Raw genomic sequence first — 21,976 nt, forward strand, 5'->3', positions numbered from 1 at the left:
TAGCGGGCGTGCTATTGCCCGCCCTCCCCTTTTTAGCCCCGCCCATGACCGGCCCATTCCCCATCAATTTCCTGCATTTCGGCTGGATTGACGCGGCCGATGTGTTGCTGGTGACGGTGCTGCTGTACCAGCTCTACAAGCTGTTGCGCGGCTCGGTGGCCCTGAATGTAGCACTGGGGCTGGTGTCGTTTTACCTGCTGTACTTGGTCGTGAAGGCGACGGGTATGGAGCTGCTCACCAAGATTCTGGGGCAGTTTATGAGCGTGGGCGTGCTGGCCAGCATCATCCTGTTTCAGCAGGAAATCCGGCGGTTTTTGTTGAGTGTGGGCAAGGCCACGGCCCTGGAGCGCGTGCGCGGCTGGACCTGGGGCCGCCCCGCCGAGGCCGTGCCGCTGGCCGTCGGCCCCTTCGTGGAAGCCGCCAAAAGCCTTTCCAACAAATACACCGGCGCGCTCATCTGCTTCACCCAAGCGTCTGACCTCACGCCCTTCGCCGAGTCTGGCGACCGGCTCGATGCCGAAATCAGCAAGCGCCTGCTGCTTTCCATCTTCAACAAAACCTCACCCCTGCACGACGGGGCCGTGATTGTGGCCAACGGCCGCCTGCGGGCCGCCCGCTGCATTCTGCCCGTGAGCGAGAATCCCGACGTGCCCGCCTCGCTGGGCCTGCGCCACCGCGCCGCCATCGGCCTGAGCGAAATCACCGACGCCGTGGTGCTGGTAGTAAGCGAAGAAACCGGGGCCATGAGCCTCGTGCGCCACGGCGAAGTGCATCGCAACCTGGGCACCAGCGAGCTGCGTGCCCGCCTGAACGAATGGCTCTTAGCGCCGGCCGCCAACGCCGCCAGTGCTTCGCGCAAAGCCGAAGCTGCCGCTTGATGGCCCTGCCCGGTGGCGGGGGAGGAGCAACCGGGGAAAATCATTTTATTGAGAGTTATGCCTGTGTTAATCAATGATTAACGCAGTGGTTTGGGCTGGCGTGATGCGGGTGGCAGTAGGGGGCGGATTAGGATTCTGAGCTTTTCGTTTTTACTTTTCTCGGAGCGTTCTGTGCTATGCCTCTCAGGCAGTTGCCTTTTGGTGCGATTCACCCATCGCCTTTGTCAGCCAAATCCGACTGCCGGCCAGGTCCGGAACGGTTTCGATTTGTTGCGCTACCACCCAGTTGTTTTTTCGTTCATTCCCCTTTTTCACCCCCGTATTCATCCATATTTACTCTTTTGTCTTATGCACAAAAAAATACTCCGCGAGCAGCAGGGGTTGTTGCTCCGTGCCCTGTCATCACCAAAGCGGTTCACGCGCCTGTTTGGGGCCGGGCTCCTGCTCCTGGGTGGCGTAGGGGCGCAGGCCCAAACCACCACGGTCTTCAACGAAACCTTTGAAGGCGCAACCAATAGCTTCACGCTCGTTAACGGGGCCGCGACCAACATCAACCAGTGGTTTGTGGGCACGGTGGGCGGCAACGGCCCCACCACCACGGGCACCAAGTCGGCTTACATCAGCAATGATGGGGGCGTGAGCAATGCGTACACCGTGAGCACGGCCTCGGTTTCGCACATGTACCGCGACGTGACCGTGGCCGCCGGCCAGGGCAATATCCAGTTGGGTTTCGACTGGAAAGCGGCGGGCGAAAGCACCTACGACTACATTCTGGTGCAGGTGGCCCCCACCTCGTTTACACCGGTGGCGGGCACCATTCCGGCCGGCGTGACGGTGCTGGCCCAAATCAACCTGCAAACCACCTTTGGCCGGACTACGCTCCAGCTGCCGGGCAATTTCAGCGGCAGCACCCAGCGCCTGATTTTTACCTGGCGCAACGATGGTTCGCTGGGCGCGCAGCCGCCGGCCACGATTGACAACATCACGGTGACCAGCCAGACCGCTAACCCCATCAGCGGGGCATACACCATCAACAGCGCACTGCCCACGGCGGGCACCAACTTCATCAGCTTCACCGATGCCGCTGCCCGCCTGAACCAGGACGGCGTCAACGGCCCGGTGACCCTGACGGTGACGGGCGGCCCTTACACCGAGCAGTTTCTGCTGGGTGATGTGGCTGGCGTAAGCGCCACCAACACCATTGTGGTGAACGGCGGCGGACGCACCATCCGGTACGCCTCGGCCAATACCAACCAGCGGGCAGTCGTGCAGCTCAACGGCACCGACTACACCACCATCAACAACCTGAACATTGATGCCACTGGCGGCAGCGGCACCAGCGGCACCTACGGCTACGGCGTGCTGCTGACCAATGCGGCTGATAACGACCGTGTTACCAACAACACCATCAACGCGGATATCGCCACCACGTCGAGCAACTTCGCGGGCATTGTGGTGAACGGTTCACTGGCCAGCGCTACCACCAGCGGCAACTCGGCCAACAACCTCACCATTGAGGGCAACACCGTGAACGGGGGCTATTACGGCATCACGCTGTACGGCAACAGCACGACTTCGCTGAATACGGGCAACATCGTGCGCAACAACAACGTGCGCGACTTCTATACCTACGGGATTTACTCGGGGTATCAGGACGGGGCGCAGTTCATCGGCAACGACGTGAGCCGCCCGCTGCGTACGGCGGTCAGTTCGTTCTACGGCATTTATTTGTCCGGCTCGTCGCGCAGCCAAGCCATTGAGAAAAACCGCCTGCACGACCCGTTCACGGGCAACCCGGCTTCCACCAGCACCCTGTACGGCATTTACCTGACCACTGGCACCGGGGCCACGGCCACAACCACCAACGACGTGGTGAACAACGTGCTGTACAACATCAACGGGGTGGGCACGCAGTACCTTATCTACAATTCGGGCGCTGCGTTCAGCCGCATCTACAACAACACCATCAACGCCGACGACCAGTCGGCCAACACCAGCACGACCTACGGCATCTACAACTCCGGGGCCAGCGCCGATGTGAAGAACAACGTGGTGAGCATCACCCGGCCCAGCGCAGGCACCAAATATGGCCTGTACTATTCGACGGCCCCTACCAGTAGCAACTACAACGACATTTACGTGCCCAACGGCAACGTGGGCTACTTCAGCACCGCGCTGGTCACGCTGGCCAACCTGCAGGCCGCCAACAGCAACGCGTTCGACCAGAACAGCATCTCGGCCGACCCGGTATTTGTGGGGGCTGGCACCGGCAACCTGCTGCCCAGCAACGTGCTGCTCAACAACGCCGGCACGCCGCTCACCCGCGTCACCGAGGACATCACGGGCGCGACCCGGGGCGCGGCTCCCGACCTGGGCGCTTATGAGTTTACGCCGGTAGCCGTGGATGTGGCCCCGGTGGCCCTGCTAGGCCCCGCCACGGGCACGAGCTGCTACAGCGCCGCCGAGGCCGTGATTGTGCAGATTCGCAACGCGGGTACTTCGACCCTCAACTTCGCTACTACCCCGGCCACCATTGCCGTAGTAGTGACGCTGCCCGGCGGCACCACGCAAACCTTCCCCGGCACCGTGAGCACGGGCACCCTGGCTAGCGGCGCTACCCTGAGCGTAACCCTGACCGGCACCCTGAACATGACCACGCTGGGCACGTACGCCTTTGCCGTGACGGCCACGGTGGTGGGCGATGCCAACACCTCCAACAACGTGCTGACCCCCGCCGCTACCCGCACGGTGGTAGCCCCGGTGGCCGGCGTATTGTCGCCCGCCACCTTCAATATCTGCGTGAGCGGCAGCGCTTCGCTGGCCCTAACCGGCGCTGCCAACGGCAGCATCCAGTACCAGAGCAGCACCAGCGCCACCGGTATTTTCACGGACATTGCCGGCGCTACGGCGGCCACCTACACCACGCCCGTGCTCAACAGCACCACCTACTACCGCGTGCGCAGCACCTGCAACACCAACACGACCTACAGCAATGTGGCCGCCATCTCGGTGAACAACCCCGTGATTTCGGCGGCTCCCACGCCGGTCAGCACCTGCGCGGGCGGCACGGCTACGCTGTCGGCCACGGTGCCCACGGGCATTTCGGTGCGTTACTTCACGGCGGCCACCGGCGGCACGGCCATCGGTACCGGCAACCCCTTCGTGACGCCGGCCCTCACGGCTAACACCACTTACTACGCCGAAGCCTTCGCGGGCGGCACCGAGAACGTGGGCAAAGCCCTGACGAACGGCGTGGATGGCACCAATACGGGCGGTGGTCTGTATTTCACCACCACCGGCCCCACCACCATTGCGAACGTGACGGTGTACCGCACGGCCAACGCGGCGGCCGGCACGGCCACCATTAACCTGCTGACGGGCAGCACCACCAGCACCACGGGGGCTCTGGCCACCATCACGGTGCCGGTGCCGGCCAACACCACGGCCGCCGTATCGCCCACGGTGCTCGCGCTGAATTTTGCCGTGCCCGCCGCCGGTAGCTACACCTTGTACCTGAGCTCGGCTACGCCGGCCCTGGTGCGGGACTACACTGCGGCCGCCCCGGCCACCACGTACCCCTACACCTCGCCCAGCGGCACGGTGAGCATCACGGGCGCTACGCTGTCCTCGTACTATTATTTCTTCTACAACTGGCAGATTGGCTCGGAATGCGTGGGTGCTTCGCGTACCCCGATTGCGGTGACCGTGACGCCGGGTCTGGTGGCTTCGCTGCCGGTGGCCGCCGCTAATAGCTGCGGCCGCAACCCGTACCAGCTGGCCGGCACCATTGCCGGCACGGCCACGGGCGCTACATACACCACCAGCGGCACGGGCACGTTCTCGCCCAATGCCACTACGCTCAACGCAACCTACACGCCTTCGGCCGCCGATGTAACCGCTGGTACCGTGACCCTCACGCTGACGCCCACCGGCCCCACGGCTTCGTGTACCTCGACGGGCCGCGTGGTGCTGACGCTGGTGACGCCGCCGAACGCGGCCTTCAGCTACCCCGCCGGCACGTATTGCACGGGCTCGACTACTACGGTAGCACCGGTGCTGGCCCCCGGTGCGGTGGCCGGCACGTTCTCGACCACGGGCCTGGGCCTGACGGTGAATCCGACCACGGGGGTTATCAGCTTGGCCAACGCCACCAGCGACGGTACCTACACCATCCTCAACACGGTGGCTACCTCGGGCGCGTGCAGCGGCTCGTCGTCCAGCACCACCATCACCATCAACTTCGGAGTGGTGACGCCCACGCTCACCTCCTCACCCCAGGCGGGCGGGGTGCTGCTGACTACGCCGGCCCTGGCCGGCGTTATCTACCAGTTCTTTGTCAACGGTGTGGCCGTGGCTCCCGCTGGCACTAGCAACACGCTGTCGCTCCCGGTGGGCTCGCAGAATGGCAGCTACACGGTGGTCGTGACTTCGACCTCGGGTTGCGCTTCGGCGCCGTCCAACGCGGTGGCGGTAGTGGTGACGGCTACGCAAACGGCTTCGCTCACCGGCGTGAGCCTGCTGGTGTACCCCAACCCCACGCCCAACGGCAGCCTCACGCTGGAACTGCGCGGCCCCCGTGCCACGGCCTCGCAGCTGGTGGTACTAAACTCGCTGGGCCAGGTGGTGCATACCAGCACCATTGCCGCCGGCTCGGCCTCGCTGAACCTGGCCAACTTGGCTTCGGGCGTGTACACCTTCCGGGTGAAAACGACCGAAGGCGTGCTGACCCAGCGCGTGGTACGCGAATAACGTAGCGCCTCGCGCCAAGCAAAAAGCCCCGCTGGCAGTTGCCAGCGGGGCTTTTTTGTACCTGCTAAAATGAGCTCAGTGGCTGGCTGTGCCGGACCTTTACTTCAACACCTCCAGCTCTTTGCCCACTTTGGTGAAGGCGGCAATAGCCTTGTCCAGGTGCTCGCGGGTATGGCCGGCGCTCAGCTGCACCCGGATGCGGGCCTTGCCCTGGGGCACCACGGGGTAGTAGAATCCCACCACGTAAATGCCTTCGGTGAGCATGCGGGCCGCGAATTCCTGGGCCAGCTTGGCATCGTACAGCATGACGGGCACGATGGGGTGCTCGCCGGGCGTGATGTCGAAGCCGGCGGCGGTCATCTTTTCGCGGAAGTAGGTGGTGTTCGCTTCGAGCTTATCGCGCAGCTCGGTGCTTTCCGTGAGCAGCTCCAGCACGCGGAGCGACGCGCCCACGATGGCCGGGGCCAGGGTGTTGCTGAACAGGTACGGCCGGCTGCGCTGGCGCAGCATGTCCACAATTTCCTTGCGGCCCGATGTGAAGCCGCCCATGGCCCCGCCCAGGGCCTTGCCCAGCGTGCCAGTGATGATGTCGACGCGGCCCATCACGCCGCGCATTTCGTGGGTGCCCCGGCCGGTCTTGCCCAGGAAGCCGCTGCTATGGCATTCGTCCACCATTACTAGGGCCTGGTATTTATCGGCGAGGTCGCAGATTTTGTCGAGCTGCGCGATGGTGCCATCCATCGAAAACGAGCCGTCCGTCACGATGATGCGGTGGCGCGTGCCCTTGGCCTGAGCATCCTGGAGCTGCTTTTCCAGGTCGGCCATATCGTTGTGGGCGTAGCGGTAGCGCTGGGCCTTGCACAGCCGCACCCCGTCGATGATGCTGGCGTGGTTCAGGGCATCGGAAATAATGGCGTCCTGCTCATTGAACAGCGGCTCGAACACCCCGCCGTTGGCATCGAAAGCGGCGGCGTAGAGAATGGTGTCCTCGGTGCCCAAGAACTCGGCCAGCTTGGCCTCCAGCTCCTTGTGAATATCCTGGGTGCCGCAGATGAAGCGCACCGAGCTCATGCCGTAGCCGTGCGTATCAATGGCTTCTTTGGCGGCCTTGATGACCTCGGGGTGTGAGCTCAGGCCCAGGTAGTTGTTGGCGCAGAAGTTCAGCACTTCGCCGGCTTCGTCGGTTTCAATTTCGGCCCCCTGGGGCGAGGTGATGATGCGCTCCTTCTTGAAAAGGCCGGCATCCTTGATTTCCTGGAGCTGCTGGGTGAGGTCGGGCTGGAGAGTGGCGTACATATGGTGGGAGTTGGTGTAATAAATCAAAATTACGTGCCAGAAGCCGGCCGCTACAGTTGAGCAACGGTTAGCTTGCCGGGCGGCCTGTTTAAAGCATTACGGTACGATGAGCTGAAGAACCAATTTTTTGGGGTTGGAAATGAAACCTTGAATCAATACGTTCGTTAAGCTAATAAATTTAGTTTAAATTTCCCAATAAATTTAGTTATATGAAAATCGCAGTTGATAAAGGGCAGGACAAAGGTTTCCTCCCCGACGGCCGCCACACGGTCGAAATTACCGCCATCGAAGAAGGCGTGAGCGAGCACCAGAGCGTGCCGTTTTTTGCGGCGCATATGGAAAACGAAGACGGATTTGTATCCCAGCGCTTCTATAATTCTGAGGCCGGCCACCCCATTATTCTCCAGCTGTATTCCGCCGTGGGCATCAAGCCCGAAGCCGGCAAAGACCTCGACACCAAGCAGCTGGTAGGTAAGCGCCTGTCGGTGGAAGTGGGTGACCACTCCTACGCTGACCCCGCCACCGGCAACGAGCGCAGCATCCGGCAGGCCACCGGCTTCCGCACGGCATAGTCGAACTTTTGCAACCGCAAAGCCGCTGCTTAATTCGTTGGGCAGCGGCTTTCGGCCTTACAACTGCCGCTACTTCTGCCCCATCTGCCGCGCCAGAAACGCCTGCGCCCCCTTCCTCCCGCTGTCCATCAGCTGCTTTTTCTGCGCGTCCGAAATCCGCTTGATTTTGGGGCTGAAGTTCAGGAAGTCGATGCTGATGGTGCGCTGCCAGTCGTTGGGCTGCACGGGGTTGAGGTTTTCGAGGGCCACGGTGTAGAGCGCGCCCATGTAGGTGGTGAAATCGGTGATGGCGTAGGGGGCCAGCTGCTGGCGGCCGGCGGGCGCGCCATCCAGCGGAATCTGCTCGGCGCGGTCGAGGCGCAGGCCCAGGGTTTCGGGGTTGAAGATGTGGCCGTGGGCATCGGGAAGGGCGGCCGGGACGGCGGGCAGGTAGCGCGGGTAGTCGAATAAATCGACGGGGTAGTTGGCCAGCAGGCCGCCATCGACGAGCACCTGCACGGGCTGGCCGGGCGCGGGCGTGCCGGTTATTACCTTGTTATCCGCATCGAGCAGCACCGCCCGGAAGTAGAGCGGAATGCTCATGCTGATGCGGACGGCATCGGCCACGCGCATGGTAGGCGTGGTTTCGTGGCTGAATACCTGTACACGCTGGGTGGTGAGATTGGTGCCCGTGGTGTAGAGGTCGCGGAAGCGGATGGGCTCCTGTAGGGCCAGCGCGTGCAGCTCGCCCAGGGTGAGGTGGGCATTCTGGGTTTTGCGGGCCACCAGCTCGCCGAGGTAGGTGCTGAACTCGTCGCCCCGGTACCAGCCGTACTCCTTCACCAGCCGGTGCGTGCCGCCGAAGAAGATGAACCGGCCGTCGTTGAGCCGCTGCACGGGCGTGGCATTCACCACGTCAATTATTTCCTGGGCCGAGTAGCCCACCGCCAGCAGCGCCGCCTGAATGGCCCCGGCCGAGGTGCCGCCCACCCGCGTGAGGCCGGCCAGCACGCCGCGCTGCTCCAGCTCCAGCAAGGCCCCGCCGTAGGCAATGCCCCGGATGCCGCCGCCTTCCATCACGAGGTTGCGGTAGCGCGGCGGCGCGGGTGCCTGGGCACGGGCCGCCGCGCTTCCCAGCAGCCAGATTCCAAAACACAATAGCAGCAAGCGCACCTTCATGGCCCCAAAGATACCGCCGGCCGCCAGCCGAACCCGCCGATGCTATTGGTCCTGAGCACGGCCCTGGGCGAAGTGGTGCAGCAGCTGCGCCACTTCCTGGGGCGGGTGCGGCGCGTGGCCGGGGGCCGCCGCCAGCGGCAGGAAGCCGGTGATTTTTTCCAGGGCCCGGGCATCGGCCGGGGCGTAGGCCATGCGCCAGTCGGGGAAGGCCCGCTCGGCAATGGGGCCGTAGGCGAGGGTACGCACGGCGTAGTGGCGCGGGTCGGCCTGAATGCGGGCATAGAGCTGGCTCAGGGCGGGCTCGGGGCCTTCGATTACCTGCATAAATTCGCCGTTGGCGTACAGCAGCAGGCCGCCGAGGCGGCTGCGCTCGTTGTGCAGGCGGGCTTTGCGCAGCAGCGGCGGCAGCGTCACTTCATGCACCGCCCGCGAGGCCTGGCTGCGATAAATTAAGGTGTAAAGCGTGGGTTGCGGGGGCATGGATGGGTCAAAATTGGTGTAACTAAGGCGCTCCAACACCGTTGGGGGCAAAACGGTGCCCGCGCCGGCGGTCCGGCCACGGCGGCCCCGGTATCTTTGCGGCCCAACTCCCACTCTCCCCATCTCAACCTGACCCCCGCGCATGGCCCTCACTCCCGGCGACCCTGACACTTCTGTATTACCCGGCTCGGTGCTGGTTATCGGCGCCTGCGGCCAGCTGGGCCTGGAGCTGGTGGCGGCATTGCGCCAGCGCTACGAGCCCCACCTGGTAGTGGCCGCCGACGTGCGCCCGCCCAAAAACCCGGACCTGCTGGCCGGCGGCCCCTTCGAGCTGCTCGATGTGCTCGACCGCTCGCGCCTCGACAAGCTCATCCGCCAGTATCGCCCCAAGCAGATTTATCACCTCGCCGCGCTGCTCTCCGCCACGGCGGAGAAGAATCCGCTCTTCGGCTGGCAGCTGAACATGGACGGCCTGCTCATCGTGCTCGAAGCGGCCGTGGCCCACGGCGTGGCGCAGGTGTACTGGCCCAGCTCCATTGCCGTGTTCGGCCCCGACACCCCGCGCGACAACACCCCGCAGGTCACCATCATGAACCCGAATACGGTGTACGGCATCAGCAAGCTGGCCGGCGAACAGTGGTGCGAGTGGTACCACCGCAAGCACGGCCTGGACGTGCGCAGCCTGCGCTACCCCGGCCTCATCGGCTACAAGAGCCTGCCCGGCGGCGGCACCACCGACTACGCCGTCGACATTTACCACCGCGCCGTGGCCGGCGAGAACTACGAGTGCTTCCTCGAAGAAGACACGTATTTGCCGATGATGTACATGCCCGACGCGCTGAAAGCCACCCTGGACCTAATGCACGCCCCGGCCGAGCAAATCAAAGTCCGGACCTCGTATAATTTGGGCGCAATGAGCTTCTCGCCGGCCGAAATCACGGCCAGCATCCAGCAGCACGTCCCCGGTTTCGAAGTCACCTACAAGCCCGACGGCCGCCAGCAAATCGCCAATTCCTGGCCCGCCAGCATCGACGACTCGAAGGCCCGTCAGGACTGGGGCTGGCAGCCCGATTTCGACCTCGATAAAATGACGGCCGATATGCTGCTGCATTTGAAGCAGATGCAGCCAGCGTAAGAGCTGGTTAAAAGAACGTCATGCTGAGCGCAGCCGAAGCATGACGTTCTGGTGTTCGCCGTTAAGCTCTTATCATCGGCTCTGGCAGCGCAGCCTCCCGGCCCGTCCACCAAAAGGCCAGCCCGACCAGCAGGCCCGCCGCGCCCTGCACCGCCACCGTGTGCGGCGCTCCGATGTGCCGTGCCAGCCAGCCCACCAGCAGCGCCCCCAGCGGCTGAATGCCCTGAAACGCCATCACGTAGTAGCTCAGCACCCGGCCGCGCATGTGGTCGGCCACGTTGGTCTGGATGGCCGTGTTGGTGCCCGCGATGAAGAGCATCATGCCCGTGCCGCCCAGCGTGATGAACACCAGCGCCAGCCCGAACATGGGGCTGAGGGCAAAGGCCATGACGCTGGCGCTGAACACCAGCGCCGCGTAGGTGATGAGCTGCGGCCGGCGGCCCCCCGCCGGCTGCGCGGCCAGGTAGAACGCTCCCACCAGCGAGCCCAGCCCCGAGAGGCTGTTGAGCCAGCCAAAAGTGCCCGCCGACCCGTGAAACACGTCCTGGGCAAACACCGGCAGCAGCGTGCCAAATGGCATCACGCAGAAGCTGATGCCCGCCATGAGCAGAATCTGGCGGCGCAGAATGGGGGCCTGGCGCAGGTAGGCCCAGCCCTCGCGCAGCCCTTCCCAGGCGCCGGGGCGGTGGGTCCGCACGGGGCGGGGCGCTATTCGCATGAGCAGCAGCGACGCTACCACGGCTACGAAACTCACGGCATTCACCACGAAGCACGGTCCCTCGCCGAAGCGGGCCAGCAGCAGGCCGGCCACGGCCGGCCCCACCAAGCGGGCCAGGTTCACCATGGTCGAGTTCAGGGCGATGGCGTTGGGCAGGTGGGCGCGGTCGTCCACCAGCTCCACGATGAGCGACTGCCGGGCCGGAATGTCGAAGGCATTGATGGTGCCCAGCAGCAGGCTCAGGCCGGCGACGGCCCAGGTGTGGTAGTGGCCGCTAAGCACCAGCCAGGCCAATACGCAGGCCTGCACCAGCGAGGCAATCTGGGTGATGAGCAGTACGCGGTAGCGGCTGTAGCGGTCGGCCACGGTGCCACCGTAGGGCGAGAGTAGCAGCGTGGGAATCTGGCCGCAAAACGACACCAGCCCGAGCAGAAAGGCCGAATGCGTAGCCTGGTACACCAGCCAGCCCACGGCCAGCCGCTGCATCCAAGTGCCAATGAGCGAGACGGACTGCCCGGCGTAGTACAGCCGGAAATTGCGGTGCTGTAGCGAGCGGAAAACTTCGGCCACGCCCTATGCCTGCTGTTGCTGCTGAGCGGCTTCGGCGGCTTTGGATTCGGCGATGCGGTTGCCGCCCGGCCGCTGGGGCACGTTGAACAGCAGCGACGTAGCCCACGGCACCGCGAACGATGCCACCGTGACCACGGTAATCACCACGTCGGCGGCCTCGCTTTCCAGAGCTTCGCTCAGCGGGTGGCCGGGCAGGAAGTGCGCCATCAGCGACAGCATCAGCTTGATGCCCAGGATGCCGATGACCACGAAGGCCGCCGTTTCCAGAAACGGGTATTTGCCCATGAGCAGCACGAAGCCCTGCGCCACCAGCCGCATGGCCAGAATACCGATGAACACGCCCACGCAAATCAGAATCAGGTTGTCGGTGAAAGCCACCACGGCAAATACGTTGTCGATGGAAAAGGCCAAATCCATCAGCTCAATCAGGGCCACCGTGGCCCAGAACTTGCCGAACAGGCCCAGCGTGTGGCGGTAAATCCAGCTTTTCTGCTTGTCGATGGTTTCGTCGTCGTGCGCCGGCTTGGCCTTGAAATGGTCGTAGACCAGGTACAGCAGGTAGAGCCCACCGAGCGGTTTCAAAAACCAGAACTTGATAAGAAACGAGGCAAACAGAATGCACAGTCCCCGGAAGATGTAGGCCCCGAAAATGCCGTAGCGCAGAGCCTTGTGGCGCTGGTCTTTGGGCAAATCGCCCACCATGGTGGCCAGCACGGCGGCATTGTCCACCGAAAGCAGGCTTTCGATGATGACCAGGTTGCCCACGATGGCCAGCGAGGCCAGCGGGTTTTGCAGAATTTGCTCGATGTATTGATTCACGGGCTAAAGCTAGAGAGTAGAATAAATGCCGGGGATGAGGTAGAGACGCATATTTGCGTCTTGTCGTTGAACAACCAGGCCCACGCCAAACTCCACAGACCAAACAACGCTGGTAAAACGCAGTTCAAACGCCGCCAACGACGAGACGCAAATATGCGTCTCTACAACCTAATGATGCCCAGCAGCAGCGCCACGGCCAGCATCACCAGCACCGTGCCGCCGGCCCATTTTAGGGTGAAGCGTTGGTGCGCTCCGATATCGACCCCGGCCAGGCCCACCAGCAAATACGTGGAAGGCACCAGCGGGCTCAGCAAATGCACCGGCTGGCCCAGCAGCGAGGCCTTGCCCATGCTGGCGGCCGAAATGCCAAACTGCGCCGCCGCCTTGGTGAAAAACGGCAGGATGCCGAAGTAAAATGCGTCGTTCGACATGAAGAACGTGAGCGGCGCGCTCACCAGCCCCGTCAGCACCGGGAAGTGGGGGCCGAGCGAAGGTGGCACCAGCTGCGTGAACGTCTGGGCCATAGCGTCCACCATGTGCGTGCCGTTGAGGATGCCCGTGAAAATGCCCGCCGCAAACACCATCGCCGCCACCGACAGCGCATTGCCCGCGTGGGCCGCAAACCGTTGCCGCTGCTGCGCCAGATTGGGGTAATTCAGCACGGCGGCCAGTGCGAAGGCCAGCATGAACAGTACCGGCAGCGGCAGCAGCTCACGCACCAGCGCCACCATCAGCCCGATGGTGAGCAGGGCATTTACCCAGAGTAACTTGGGCCGGCGCAGAGCTTTGTCTTCGGCCGAAATCTCGAAATCCGGGCCGTCGGGCAGGGGCTGGGGCAGGCCGGCGGCGAGGTTGAAAACCACGGCTTTTTTCTTCGCATCGGCCTCGTTGAGATGCTCCAGACCCAGCCGTTTCCGCTCGCGCTTACCGAAGCGCCAGGCCACGAAAAACACCCAGACCAGCCCCGCGCCCATGGCCGGAATCAGCGGGTTGAAAAGCTGTGTGCTGTCGAGGTGCAGCACGCTCATGGCGCGGGCCGTGGGGCCGCCCCAGGGCAGAATGTTCATCACGCCACCCACCAGCATGTTCATACAGGTCAATATCAGTGGGTTGATGCCGAGCTGGCGGTAGAGCGGCAGCATGGCCGTGACCACGATGATATAAGTAGTAGCCCCGTCGCCGTCCAGCGACACCAGCAGGGCCAGCAACGCCGTGCCGATGATGATTTTGAGCGGGTCGCCGTGGGCCACGCGCTGGATGCGGCTGATGACCGGGTCGAACAGTCCCGCGTCCGTCATCAATCCGAAATAGAGGATGGCGAACACCAGCATGATGCCCGTGGGCGCAATGTTCTTGATGCCGTCGAGCATCATCGGCCCCATCTGCGCGCCGAAGCCGGTGAGCACCGCAAACGCCACCGGCACCAGCAGCAGTGCCGTAATGGCCGAAAGACGATTCGTCATAATCAGCACCATGAAGGTGAGAATCATGGCAAAGCCAGCGAGTGCGAGCATGGTGGTGGATGGGTGGGTTGGTGGATGGGTGGATTAAAAAGAACGGTCATGCTGAGCGAAGCCGAAGCATCTCTACCGCTTCGTTGCGCGGCTCACCATCCACAAGCAACGAATTTGTCCCACCTCATTCGTTGCAGCAAACGAGTTACTAACGCGGTAGAGATGCTTCGACAAGCTCAGCATGACGTTCTGTTTTCTCTGTTCTTGCCTACTAGAAGCTGAACCGCAGCGAGGTGAAATAATACGCTCCCATGAAGCCGAACTGCGAGGTGAAGCGCGTGTAGGGCGTCTGGCCCGAGGCCGTGAGCGAGGGGAAGGCAATTTCGTCGGGGTACACGTTGAAGAGGTTGTTGGCGCCCACGGTGAAGCCCAGGCGGGGCGTGAAGCCGTAGGTGAGCGAGGCATCGGTGATGATTTTGGCCGAGAACGTCTGGTCCAGCTCGGGGGTGCTTTGGATGGCGGTGACTTCGCCGAAGCGGGTGGCGCGCACCAGGCCTTCGATTTTCTTGAACCGATAGTTGGCCGAGCCGATGAACTTGGAGCGCGGCTGGGCTTTTTCAATCAGGCCAATCATCACGCGGTCGACGAGCGGCACGCCGAGGTTGACGAGCGAAGCCGGGGTGCGGACTTCGCCCTGCACGGTGGTTTCGTTGAGGGCCATGGCCAGGTTGACGCCCATTTCCTGGTCGCGGTCCATCTTTTTGCGGTAGCTGGCCACCACGTCGAGGCCGCGGGTGCGGGTGTCGAGGGCGTTGGAGAAGAACTGCACTTGGGCGTAGCCGGAGCCGGCGAAGGTCGATTTTAGCGCCGGGCTGGCGGCATCGAGCTGGCCCGAAATCACCACCCGGTCGGTGATATCAATCTGGTAGGCATCGGCCGTGAACACGAGGTCGGGCGTGACCTGGGCGGTGAAGCCGAGGTTGTAGTCGAGCGTGGTTTCGGCCTTGAGCTGGCTCACGCCCAGCTTCTGCACGTAAGGGTTGTCGTTGCGCAGGTGGGCAATGGGGTAGGAATCGAACACGCCGTTGAGCGTCAGCCACTGGGCGTCGGCGTAGTTGGAGTAGTAGAGTTGGTGCATGGATGGCGCCCGGAAGCCCCGGTTGAGCGAGCCGCGCACCGAAAACAGGTCCGTGAACTTGTAGCGCGTCGAGAGCTTGCCGCTCACGTTCGAGCCAAAATCGGAGTAGCGCTCGAAACGGCCAGCCACGCCCACCAGGAATTTATCGGTGATGTCGCTCAGCACGTCCACGTACACGCCCACGTTGTTGCGGGTGCGGTCCACGGCGTTCACGGCCGCGATGCCCTCGCGGCCGCTGCTGCCCACGTCGGGGTTGTTGAGGGTGACGGGGCCTTTTTTCCAGGAGGCTTCGTCGCCGGCCAGCAGCTGGTAGTTTTCCACCCGGAACTCGCCGCCGTAGCTAAAGCTGAACGATTTCAGCCCGCCGATTTCGAACGATTTCGATACGTTCACATCTGCCAGGGCCTGCCCGAATTTGAAAGTGCCCGCGTAGAACTCGGTGGGCGAAGCGCTGCCGTACGAGGGGTTTACCGTGTGGTTGGCGTAGGTCTTGATGGTGTTCTGGCCGCCGCCGAGGCTGAAATCGAGGTTCCAGCCGCTGGCCGTTTTGCGGCGCAGGCCTACCGTGGAGGCGAGGTCGTGTACCTGGGCCGGGAACACGGGGTTGTAGCCGTTCGGGAACAGCGAGAGCACCGCCCGCGCCTTGTTGCTGGGGTTGCGGTAGAAGCCGTAAGCCGTGATGTCCTTATACGAATACCCGCCGAAGGAATACAGGCGCCAGTTTTCGCCCAGCGCCACCTCGCCGTTGTAAAAAAACTGGCCCATGGTGTTCTTGGCCGTGCCGTAAGTCGTAACGTGGCGGTTGAAGCCGTTCTGGGCCACCAAAACATCGTCAGTGGCTTGGTTCGAGTTGTAGACCCGGCCGTTGTAGTCGCCCGAGCGGTCGGTGGGGTTGTTGTGGTGGCCCTGCGCGGTCAGGTTCAGGAAGCCGTCGCGCTTGCCCACGGGCAGGCCCAGGTTCAGGCCAGTATCGTAGGTCGCCCCGTCGCCCTTGTCGGTGATGCCGTAGTTGCCAGTCACCACGCCGCCGCGCGGGTTTTTCTTCAGCACAATGTTGATGATGCCCGCAATGGCGTCGGAGCCGTATTGGGCCGCCGCGCCGTCGCGCAGAATCTCCACCCGCTCGATGGCCGCCGTCGGGATGGCGTTCAAATCGGTGCCCACCGAGCCGCGGCCCACCACGTTGTTAACGTTCAGAGCGGACGACTGGTGGCGGCGCTTGCCGTTCACGAGCACCAGCGTCTGGTCGGGGCCGAGGCCGCGCAGGGTGGCCGGGTCCACGTACGAAGTCACGTTGCTGATGGCGTGCTTGGTGGAGTTGAACGAGGGCGCGGTGAAGTGAATCATCTGGCCCAATTCCGTCTGGCCGGTTTTGGTGATTTCCTTGGCCGTGAGCACGTCCACGGGCACGGGCAGGTCCACGTTGGTGCGGGCCTCGGAGGCGCGGTTGCCCACCACAATCACGTCGGCCGTGGTGTGGGTGGCGGTTTTCATGGGCACGTTCAGGGTGTTGGCCCCGGCGGGCACGGGCATTTCGCGCAGCTCGTAGCCCACGTAGGAAATCACCAGCACGTCGCCATCGTCCACGTCCAGCTTGAAGCCGCCGTCGGCATCGGTCGTGGTGCCGCGGTTGGTGCCTTTAATGGCCACCGACGCAAAGGCCAGCGGCTTCTGGTCGTTGCCATCGAGAATGCGGCCGGTGAGGGGCCGCCGGGCCAGCGGCGCGGAATCGTTCATGGCGTTGGCCACGAAAGCAGCCGGCGAAGCGGCGGCGGCCGGGCCGGACACCGCGCAGGCAGCCAGCAGCAGCGCCGCGCCCGCCGTCCGGGCCGAAAGGGGAGAGGAGGGTAAGTTTCGCTTCATGGGAATTTTGAGAAAGAGGGGATGGATTCGCAATTGATGCAGCGAAGTAGCGCGGCGATTTAGAATACATTTGGAAGATTTGGCGTTTTGTGAAAAATAAGTGAGTGGGCGCTTACTTATTTGATTGGGTTGTCGCCATAGAGGGTGAAAAAGAACGTCATGCTGAGCGCAGTCGAAGCATCTCTACCGCGCCACTAACCCAATTGACAGGATTTACTATTGCGGTAGAGATGCTTCGACTGCGCTCAGCATGACGTTCTTTGATTTGGTAATCCATCCCGCTTTCCCTACCTGACCTGTACCGACCGCCCCATGAAACTGCTGCTCGTTGAAGACGAACCGGCCCTGCTGGCCAGCGTGGTGAGCTACCTGCAAGCCCAGCACTACGTGTGCGAAACGGCCACCACCTACGCCCAGGCGCAGGAAAAAATGCTGCTCCACGATTACGAGTGCATCGTGCTCGACCTCACCCTGCCCGGCGGCGATGGACTCGAACTGCTCCGCGAGCTGCAGCGCCACCATAAGGCGGCCGGCGTCATCATCACCAGCGCCCGCGCCGGGGTCGATGACCGCATCACCGGCCTGGAGCTGGGGGCCGACGACTACCTGCCCAAGCCCTTCTACCTGCCCGAGCTCAGCGCCCGCATCGCGGCGCTGGTGCGACGCCGCCACTACCAGGGCACCAACTTATTGCAAGCCGGCGAGCTGAATGTGGACGTGCCCGCCCGCCGCGCCGCTGTGGCCGGCAAGCCATTGACCTTGACTCGTACTGAGTTCGACCTGCTGCTTCTGCTACTGGCGAATCAAGGGCGCGTCATCACCAAAGGGGCCATTGCCGAGCATCTCTCCGGCGACGCGGCCGAGCAGTTCGATACGTTTGAAAACGTGTATGCCCACGTCAAAAACCTCAAGCGCAAGCTCACCGAGGCGGGGGCGCCGAACTACATTCGGATGGTTTACGGGCTGGGGTATCGGTTTGAGCCGAACTGAGGGCAGAACAACAACTCCCCTCCTTATCTAAGGAGAGGATATTTTAGCGTAGCTAAAATTGGGGTGGTTTGATTCGTTGAACGACTCGCGCCTGGTTCGTTTGGGTGTCGTTCAACAACGCAACCACCCCCGTTCGAGCCCTTGGCTCGAACATCCCCTCCTCGTCTGAGGAGGGGAGTTTGATATTCAATGCTCCCAATGAAGCTCCTGGCCCGCACCACCGTTTACTTTCTCATCTACGCCAGCGTGGTGGCGGCGGCGGGCACGTTCGTGTACTTCCATTTCATCCGCAAAATCTATTACGGTTACGTGGACCGGACCCTGAGCCGGCGCAAGCTGCGTGTGGATAACGACCTGCGCCTATACCTGCGCTCGCCGGCCGATTTGGCCTTCTGGCACCGGCTCGACCACAACGTGGAATTTGTGCCCCTGGCCGCGCCGGGGCCGCCGGCTGCCTTCAGCGTGCGGATGATGTATAACCAGCTGGTTAAAAAGACCGTGCCCTACCGGCAGCTGGCCGCGTCGGTGATGTTTCAGGGGCGGCCCTACCGGCTGGAGTTGCGCACCACCATGCTCGATAGCCAGGAGCTGCTGGCGCGCATCGGGCAGGCGGGGGCGCTGTTGTTTGGGGCGCTGCTGGTGGGGCTGCTGGTGCTGCAGCACGTGCTGGCCCGGCGGCTGTGGGCACCTTTTTACCAGACGCTGGGCGAACTGCAACGATACAAGCTCGACCAGCCCGAGCCGGTACACCTCGCGCCCACGCGCATCCCCGAATTCAAGGCGCTGAACGCAGCCATCGGCCGGCTGCTGAACCGCAATCAGCGCATCTACCACCGGCAGAAGGAATTCACCGAAAATGCGGCCCACGAGTTGCAAACGCCCCTGGCCATCCTGCGTACCAAGCTCGATATGCTGGTGCAGGTCCCCGGCCTCACGGAGGAGCAAGCCGGCCATATCGAGCCGCTGCTGGACGTGACGCAGCGCCTCACCCACCTCAGCCGGAGCCTGCTGCTGCTGGCCCACCTCGACCAGCAGCTATTCTTCCCCCCCGCAACCGTGGACCTGACGGCCATCATCCGCACCCAGCTGGGGCAGTTGCGCGAGCAGCTGGCCGGGGCCGGCCTCACCCTCGCCACCGATTTGGCTCCCACGCTGCCCGTGGCAGCCAACCGCTCCCTGATTGACATTCTGGTGAGCAACCTGCTCAGCAACGCCATCCGGCACAACGTGCCCGGCGGGCAGGTGCGCGTGGTGCTCACGCCGCAGCTGCTGACGGTGGAAAACACCGGCCGCCCCCGCGCCCTGCCCGCCGACCAGCTTTTTGTGCGCTTCCGGCCCGGCCCCGAGCGCGCGCCTGGTAGCGTGGGTCTGGGCCTGGCCATTGCCCGCCAGATTTGCGAAACCAGCGGGTTTCTTCTCAGCTACCACTATGAGGAACCCGGCCGGCACCAGCTGCGGGTGCGGATGTAGCGCGAACTTTTAGTTCGCGTCCCCGAACGATAATCGTTGCAATGGCGTGGGAACGCGAACTAAAAGTTCGCGCTACAGCAGCCCTGCCATCTCCTCCAGAATCGCCATCCAGTTTTCCAAATACAGCATATGGCCCTGGCCCGGTAGCAACCGCACGGGCACACCGCCCAGCCGCTGGGCCAGGTAGGGAATATTCCCAGGAGCCCACACGCCATCGGCCTGGCCGTGCCAGAGGCGCACGGGGCAGCGCACGTCCTCAATGCGGAAGCCAGGCGGGCGGCACCAGGCTTGCGCATCATCATACACGCCCCGGCCGTGGTTGGCAAAGCCCTGTACGGCGGCATCGCGCAGCAGCGCCCGGTGGCGGGCGGTGGCGTGCGCCTCGGCCGGGCGCATGCCGCGAATAAACCAGTCGATGGTGCGGTTGGGGTGGCGCTGCCACTGCCGGCTAAGCCAGAGAAACGTGGTGCGGTTCAGCCACGGGAAGGCCAGCTGGCCCCACAGCAGGCCCTTCCAAACCCAGGAGAGGTGACGGTAGGCAGCCCGCTCGCCCAGCGGCAGGCAGGTGCTAAGCAGCTGCCCGGCTGCCACCCGCGCCGGGTGCCGCGCCACCAGCGCCAGCGCATGCACCCCGCCCACGGACCAGCCCATCACCCCCACCGGACCCGGTATTTCCAGGGCATCGAGCATGGCCACCACGTCATCGGCAAAGGAGGGGAACGTGAGCCGCCGGTACACGCTGGACTGCCCCACGCCGGGACGGTCGGGGGCCAGAATCTGAAGCTGCAAACGGTTCAGCAGGGCCGCATCATTAGGCAATTCCAGTCCCGAGGAGCCGAAACCGTGGTGAAACACCACCGCCCGGTGCGCGGGGTTGCCGTAGCGGGTGAGGCCCAGCCGTCGGCCATCGGGCAGGGGGACGGTGAGCGGGACGGGGCTTCCGGCGGTGGGTTCGGGCATGGCCGAAAGTACGGCCGGGGCGGCGGGTGGTTTACTCCACCACCAGCCGGGTGGTGGCCGCGCCGCAGCGCACGAGGTAGAGGCCGGGCACGAGGCCCTGCACCTCCAGCGTGGCCGTGGTGGCGCGGGCGGGCAGCAGCTGGCGGCGCACCTCGCGGCCCAGGCCGTCGAGCAGCAGCAGGAGGCGGGGTGCGGCGGCGGCTTCGGGCCAGCTCAGGCGCACCTGGGCGGTGGCGGGACCGTGCCCGGCAGGGTTGGGGGCCAGGGTGAAGATTTCGGCGGGCGCGGCTGCGCGGGTGGCCAGGGGGAGGCCAGTGAGCCGGGCTACAAAGGCACCTCCATTGCTACTGGTGAGGAAATAAGGGCCGAACATGGTTGATGGTGCAGCGTAAATCCCGGAAATGATAGCTCCAGTTGGTTCTATCGTCACGGCAGTAGCATAATCATCGCCCAATCCGCCGGCCCGGAGGGCTTGAGTCCAAGTACCTGCTGCACTCAGGGTGGCAATTACAATATCGCCCCCCCCAATACTGGTCAGTGTTGTTGCCCCAAAAACAGCGCTATTAGTGAAGAAACCGCCCATAATGGCATTCCCATTGCCATCAACAGCAATGTCGTTGGGAACATCCAAATCAGCGCCGCCTGCTCGCACGGCCTGTGTCCATGTTCCGGCAGTGCTAAGGCGGGCCACCGCTATATCGGCGGAGCCGGCACTGGTAAGCGAAGTGTTGCCGAACGTGCAGGTACCACGAAAATCGCCGATTAGGGTAGCGGTGCCCGCCGCATCGAGCGCTATTCGCCTGCCATAATCACTGTCTGGGCCGCCTGCCCGAACTGCCTGTACCCAGCTGCCGGCCCCATTGAGCCGGGCCACAAACATATCGGTGTTACCGGCGCTGGAAAAAGTAGTGTTACCGAAAGTGGCCGTACTGTTGAAATACCCTGCTATCGTGGCATTACCTGTCGCGTCCAGCACAATTGATGAGGAAGATTCATTCCCGGAGCCCCTACTCTGTACGGCCTGGGTCCAAGTACCTGCCGTGTTGAGCCGGGCCACAAATGCATCTGACGAGCCAACACTGGTGAGCGTGAAAGGTCCAAAAGTAGCAGTGCCCGAAAAGGTGCCCGTCACAACGGCATTGCCCATTGGGTCCAAGGCAATGGCTTGGCCATAATCCGCACCGGTTCCACCGGCTCGCACCGCTTGGGTCCACACCCCCGCCGGATTTAGGCGGGCAACAAATAAGTCGTTCGCCCCGGCACTGGTTAGTGTGATAGCGCCAAAAGTAGCGGTAGTAAAATTAGAGAGAAAGGCTCCGAAATAGCCCACGATAACAACATTGCCCGTCCCATCCACTTGCAGGCCGTAGGCAAAATCATCCGCCAGCCCGCCGGCGCGCACTGCTTGCGTCCACTGACCATTCTGATTAAGCCGTGCCACAAATAAGTCTTGTCCGCCCACGCTGTTGAGGGTGAAGCTGCCAAGGGTAAGGGTGCCCGCAAAACTTCCGGCCACTACTGTGTTGCCTGCGCCATCCAGTGTGGTTTGAACGTTGGTGCCGCCTGCTCCACTGGCACCGGCCGCCCACTGCCAGGCCGGCTGCTGCGCCCAGGCCGGCCCGGCCAGCAATAACAGAAGAATCAACAGCGCCCGCAGGCGGAGGGTAAAAGGTTGCATCACCAAACGTGGAAAGAAAAGGTGGATTTTTTTCAAAAGTACCCCAGC

The 21,976-nt window shown here is 63.3% G+C and carries 15 protein-coding genes; 6 read left to right on the forward strand and 9 right to left on the reverse strand.

From position 1 onward, the window contains the following. Nucleotides 1-44: 44 nt before the first annotated feature. Both cdaA and ACVWYF_RS20945 read left to right on the forward strand, forming a co-directional pair. Nucleotides 45-878, forward strand: a complete 834-nt coding sequence (gene cdaA / locus ACVWYF_RS20940; protein ID WP_457071783.1) for a diadenylate cyclase CdaA — start codon at nt 45-47, stop codon at nt 876-878. A 348-nt stretch (nt 879-1,226) separates the two neighbouring features. Further along, nucleotides 1,227-5,627, forward strand: coding sequence for a beta strand repeat-containing protein (locus ACVWYF_RS20945; protein WP_457071786.1), 4,401 nt, complete (start codon nt 1,227-1,229; stop codon nt 5,625-5,627). Nucleotides 5,628-5,726: 99 nt separating this feature from the next. On the opposite strand, the gene kbl is transcribed toward ACVWYF_RS20945, so the two are convergent. After that, nucleotides 5,727-6,923, reverse strand: coding sequence for a glycine C-acetyltransferase (kbl, locus tag ACVWYF_RS20950; protein ID WP_457071788.1), 1,197 nt, complete (start codon nt 6,921-6,923; stop codon nt 5,727-5,729). Nucleotides 6,924-7,132: 209 nt separating this feature from the next. On the opposite strand from kbl, the gene ACVWYF_RS20955 reads away from it, so the two are divergent. Continuing rightward, on the forward strand, nt 7,133-7,495 hold the full coding sequence (locus ACVWYF_RS20955) for a hypothetical protein (protein ID WP_457071790.1): 363 nt from the start codon (nt 7,133-7,135) through the stop codon (nt 7,493-7,495). 69 nt (nt 7,496-7,564) lie between these two features. On the opposite strand, the gene ACVWYF_RS20960 is transcribed toward ACVWYF_RS20955, so the two are convergent. Together ACVWYF_RS20960 and ACVWYF_RS20965 are read right to left on the reverse strand one after the other, a co-directional pair. Continuing rightward, nucleotides 7,565-8,653, reverse strand: a complete 1,089-nt coding sequence (locus ACVWYF_RS20960) for a patatin-like phospholipase family protein (RefSeq protein WP_457071792.1) — start codon at nt 8,651-8,653, stop codon at nt 7,565-7,567. Nucleotides 8,654-8,695: 42 nt separating this feature from the next. Continuing rightward, nucleotides 8,696-9,133, reverse strand: a complete 438-nt coding sequence (locus tag ACVWYF_RS20965; RefSeq protein WP_457071794.1) for a BLUF domain-containing protein — start codon at nt 9,131-9,133, stop codon at nt 8,696-8,698. A gap of 142 nt (nt 9,134-9,275) precedes the next feature. Here ACVWYF_RS20965 and ACVWYF_RS20970 point away from each other — a divergent pair, with 142 nt between their 5' ends. Further along, nucleotides 9,276-10,268 (forward strand): NAD-dependent epimerase/dehydratase family protein, encoded by a 993-nt coding sequence (locus ACVWYF_RS20970; RefSeq protein WP_457071796.1) that lies wholly within the window; start codon nt 9,276-9,278, stop codon nt 10,266-10,268. Between the two features lie 61 nt (nt 10,269-10,329). Here ACVWYF_RS20970 and ACVWYF_RS20975 read toward each other — a convergent pair whose 3' ends face one another. The 4 genes from ACVWYF_RS20975 to ACVWYF_RS20990 all read right to left on the reverse strand — a co-directional run bounded on the left by ACVWYF_RS20975 (nt 10,330) and on the right by ACVWYF_RS20990 (nt 16,830). Next, complete coding sequence (locus tag ACVWYF_RS20975; protein WP_457071798.1) at nt 10,330-11,556, reverse strand: MFS transporter; 1,227 nt, start codon at nt 11,554-11,556, stop codon at nt 10,330-10,332. A 3-nt stretch (nt 11,557-11,559) separates the two neighbouring features. Continuing rightward, on the reverse strand, nt 11,560-12,375 hold the full coding sequence (locus tag ACVWYF_RS20980) for a DUF475 domain-containing protein (RefSeq protein ID WP_457071800.1): 816 nt from the start codon (nt 12,373-12,375) through the stop codon (nt 11,560-11,562). A 161-nt stretch (nt 12,376-12,536) separates the two neighbouring features. Continuing rightward, complete coding sequence (locus ACVWYF_RS20985) at nt 12,537-13,889, reverse strand: CitMHS family transporter (protein WP_457071802.1); 1,353 nt, start codon at nt 13,887-13,889, stop codon at nt 12,537-12,539. 211 nt (nt 13,890-14,100) lie between these two features. Further along, the gene (locus ACVWYF_RS20990) at nt 14,101-16,830 is read right to left on the reverse strand and encodes a TonB-dependent receptor (protein WP_457071804.1); all 2,730 of its coding nucleotides are present in this window, start codon (nt 16,828-16,830) and stop codon (nt 14,101-14,103) included. 312 nt (nt 16,831-17,142) lie between these two features. On the opposite strand from ACVWYF_RS20990, the gene ACVWYF_RS20995 reads away from it, so the two are divergent. Continuing rightward, complete coding sequence (locus tag ACVWYF_RS20995; RefSeq protein WP_457071806.1) at nt 17,143-17,820, forward strand: response regulator transcription factor; 678 nt, start codon at nt 17,143-17,145, stop codon at nt 17,818-17,820. Nucleotides 17,821-18,018: 198 nt separating this feature from the next. Continuing rightward, nucleotides 18,019-19,290, forward strand: coding sequence for a sensor histidine kinase (locus ACVWYF_RS21000; protein ID WP_457071808.1), 1,272 nt, complete (start codon nt 18,019-18,021; stop codon nt 19,288-19,290). Nucleotides 19,291-19,362: 72 nt separating this feature from the next. On the opposite strand, the gene ACVWYF_RS21005 is transcribed toward ACVWYF_RS21000, so the two are convergent. Next, nucleotides 19,363-20,250 (reverse strand): alpha/beta fold hydrolase, encoded by an 888-nt coding sequence (locus ACVWYF_RS21005; RefSeq protein WP_457071810.1) that lies wholly within the window; start codon nt 20,248-20,250, stop codon nt 19,363-19,365. A gap of 31 nt (nt 20,251-20,281) precedes the next feature. After that, nucleotides 20,282-21,928, reverse strand: a complete 1,647-nt coding sequence (locus tag ACVWYF_RS21010; RefSeq protein WP_457071812.1) for a hypothetical protein — start codon at nt 21,926-21,928, stop codon at nt 20,282-20,284. Between the last annotated feature and the right edge of the window lie 48 nt (nt 21,929-21,976).

Source organism: Hymenobacter sp. UYAg731, from assembly GCF_054061335.1.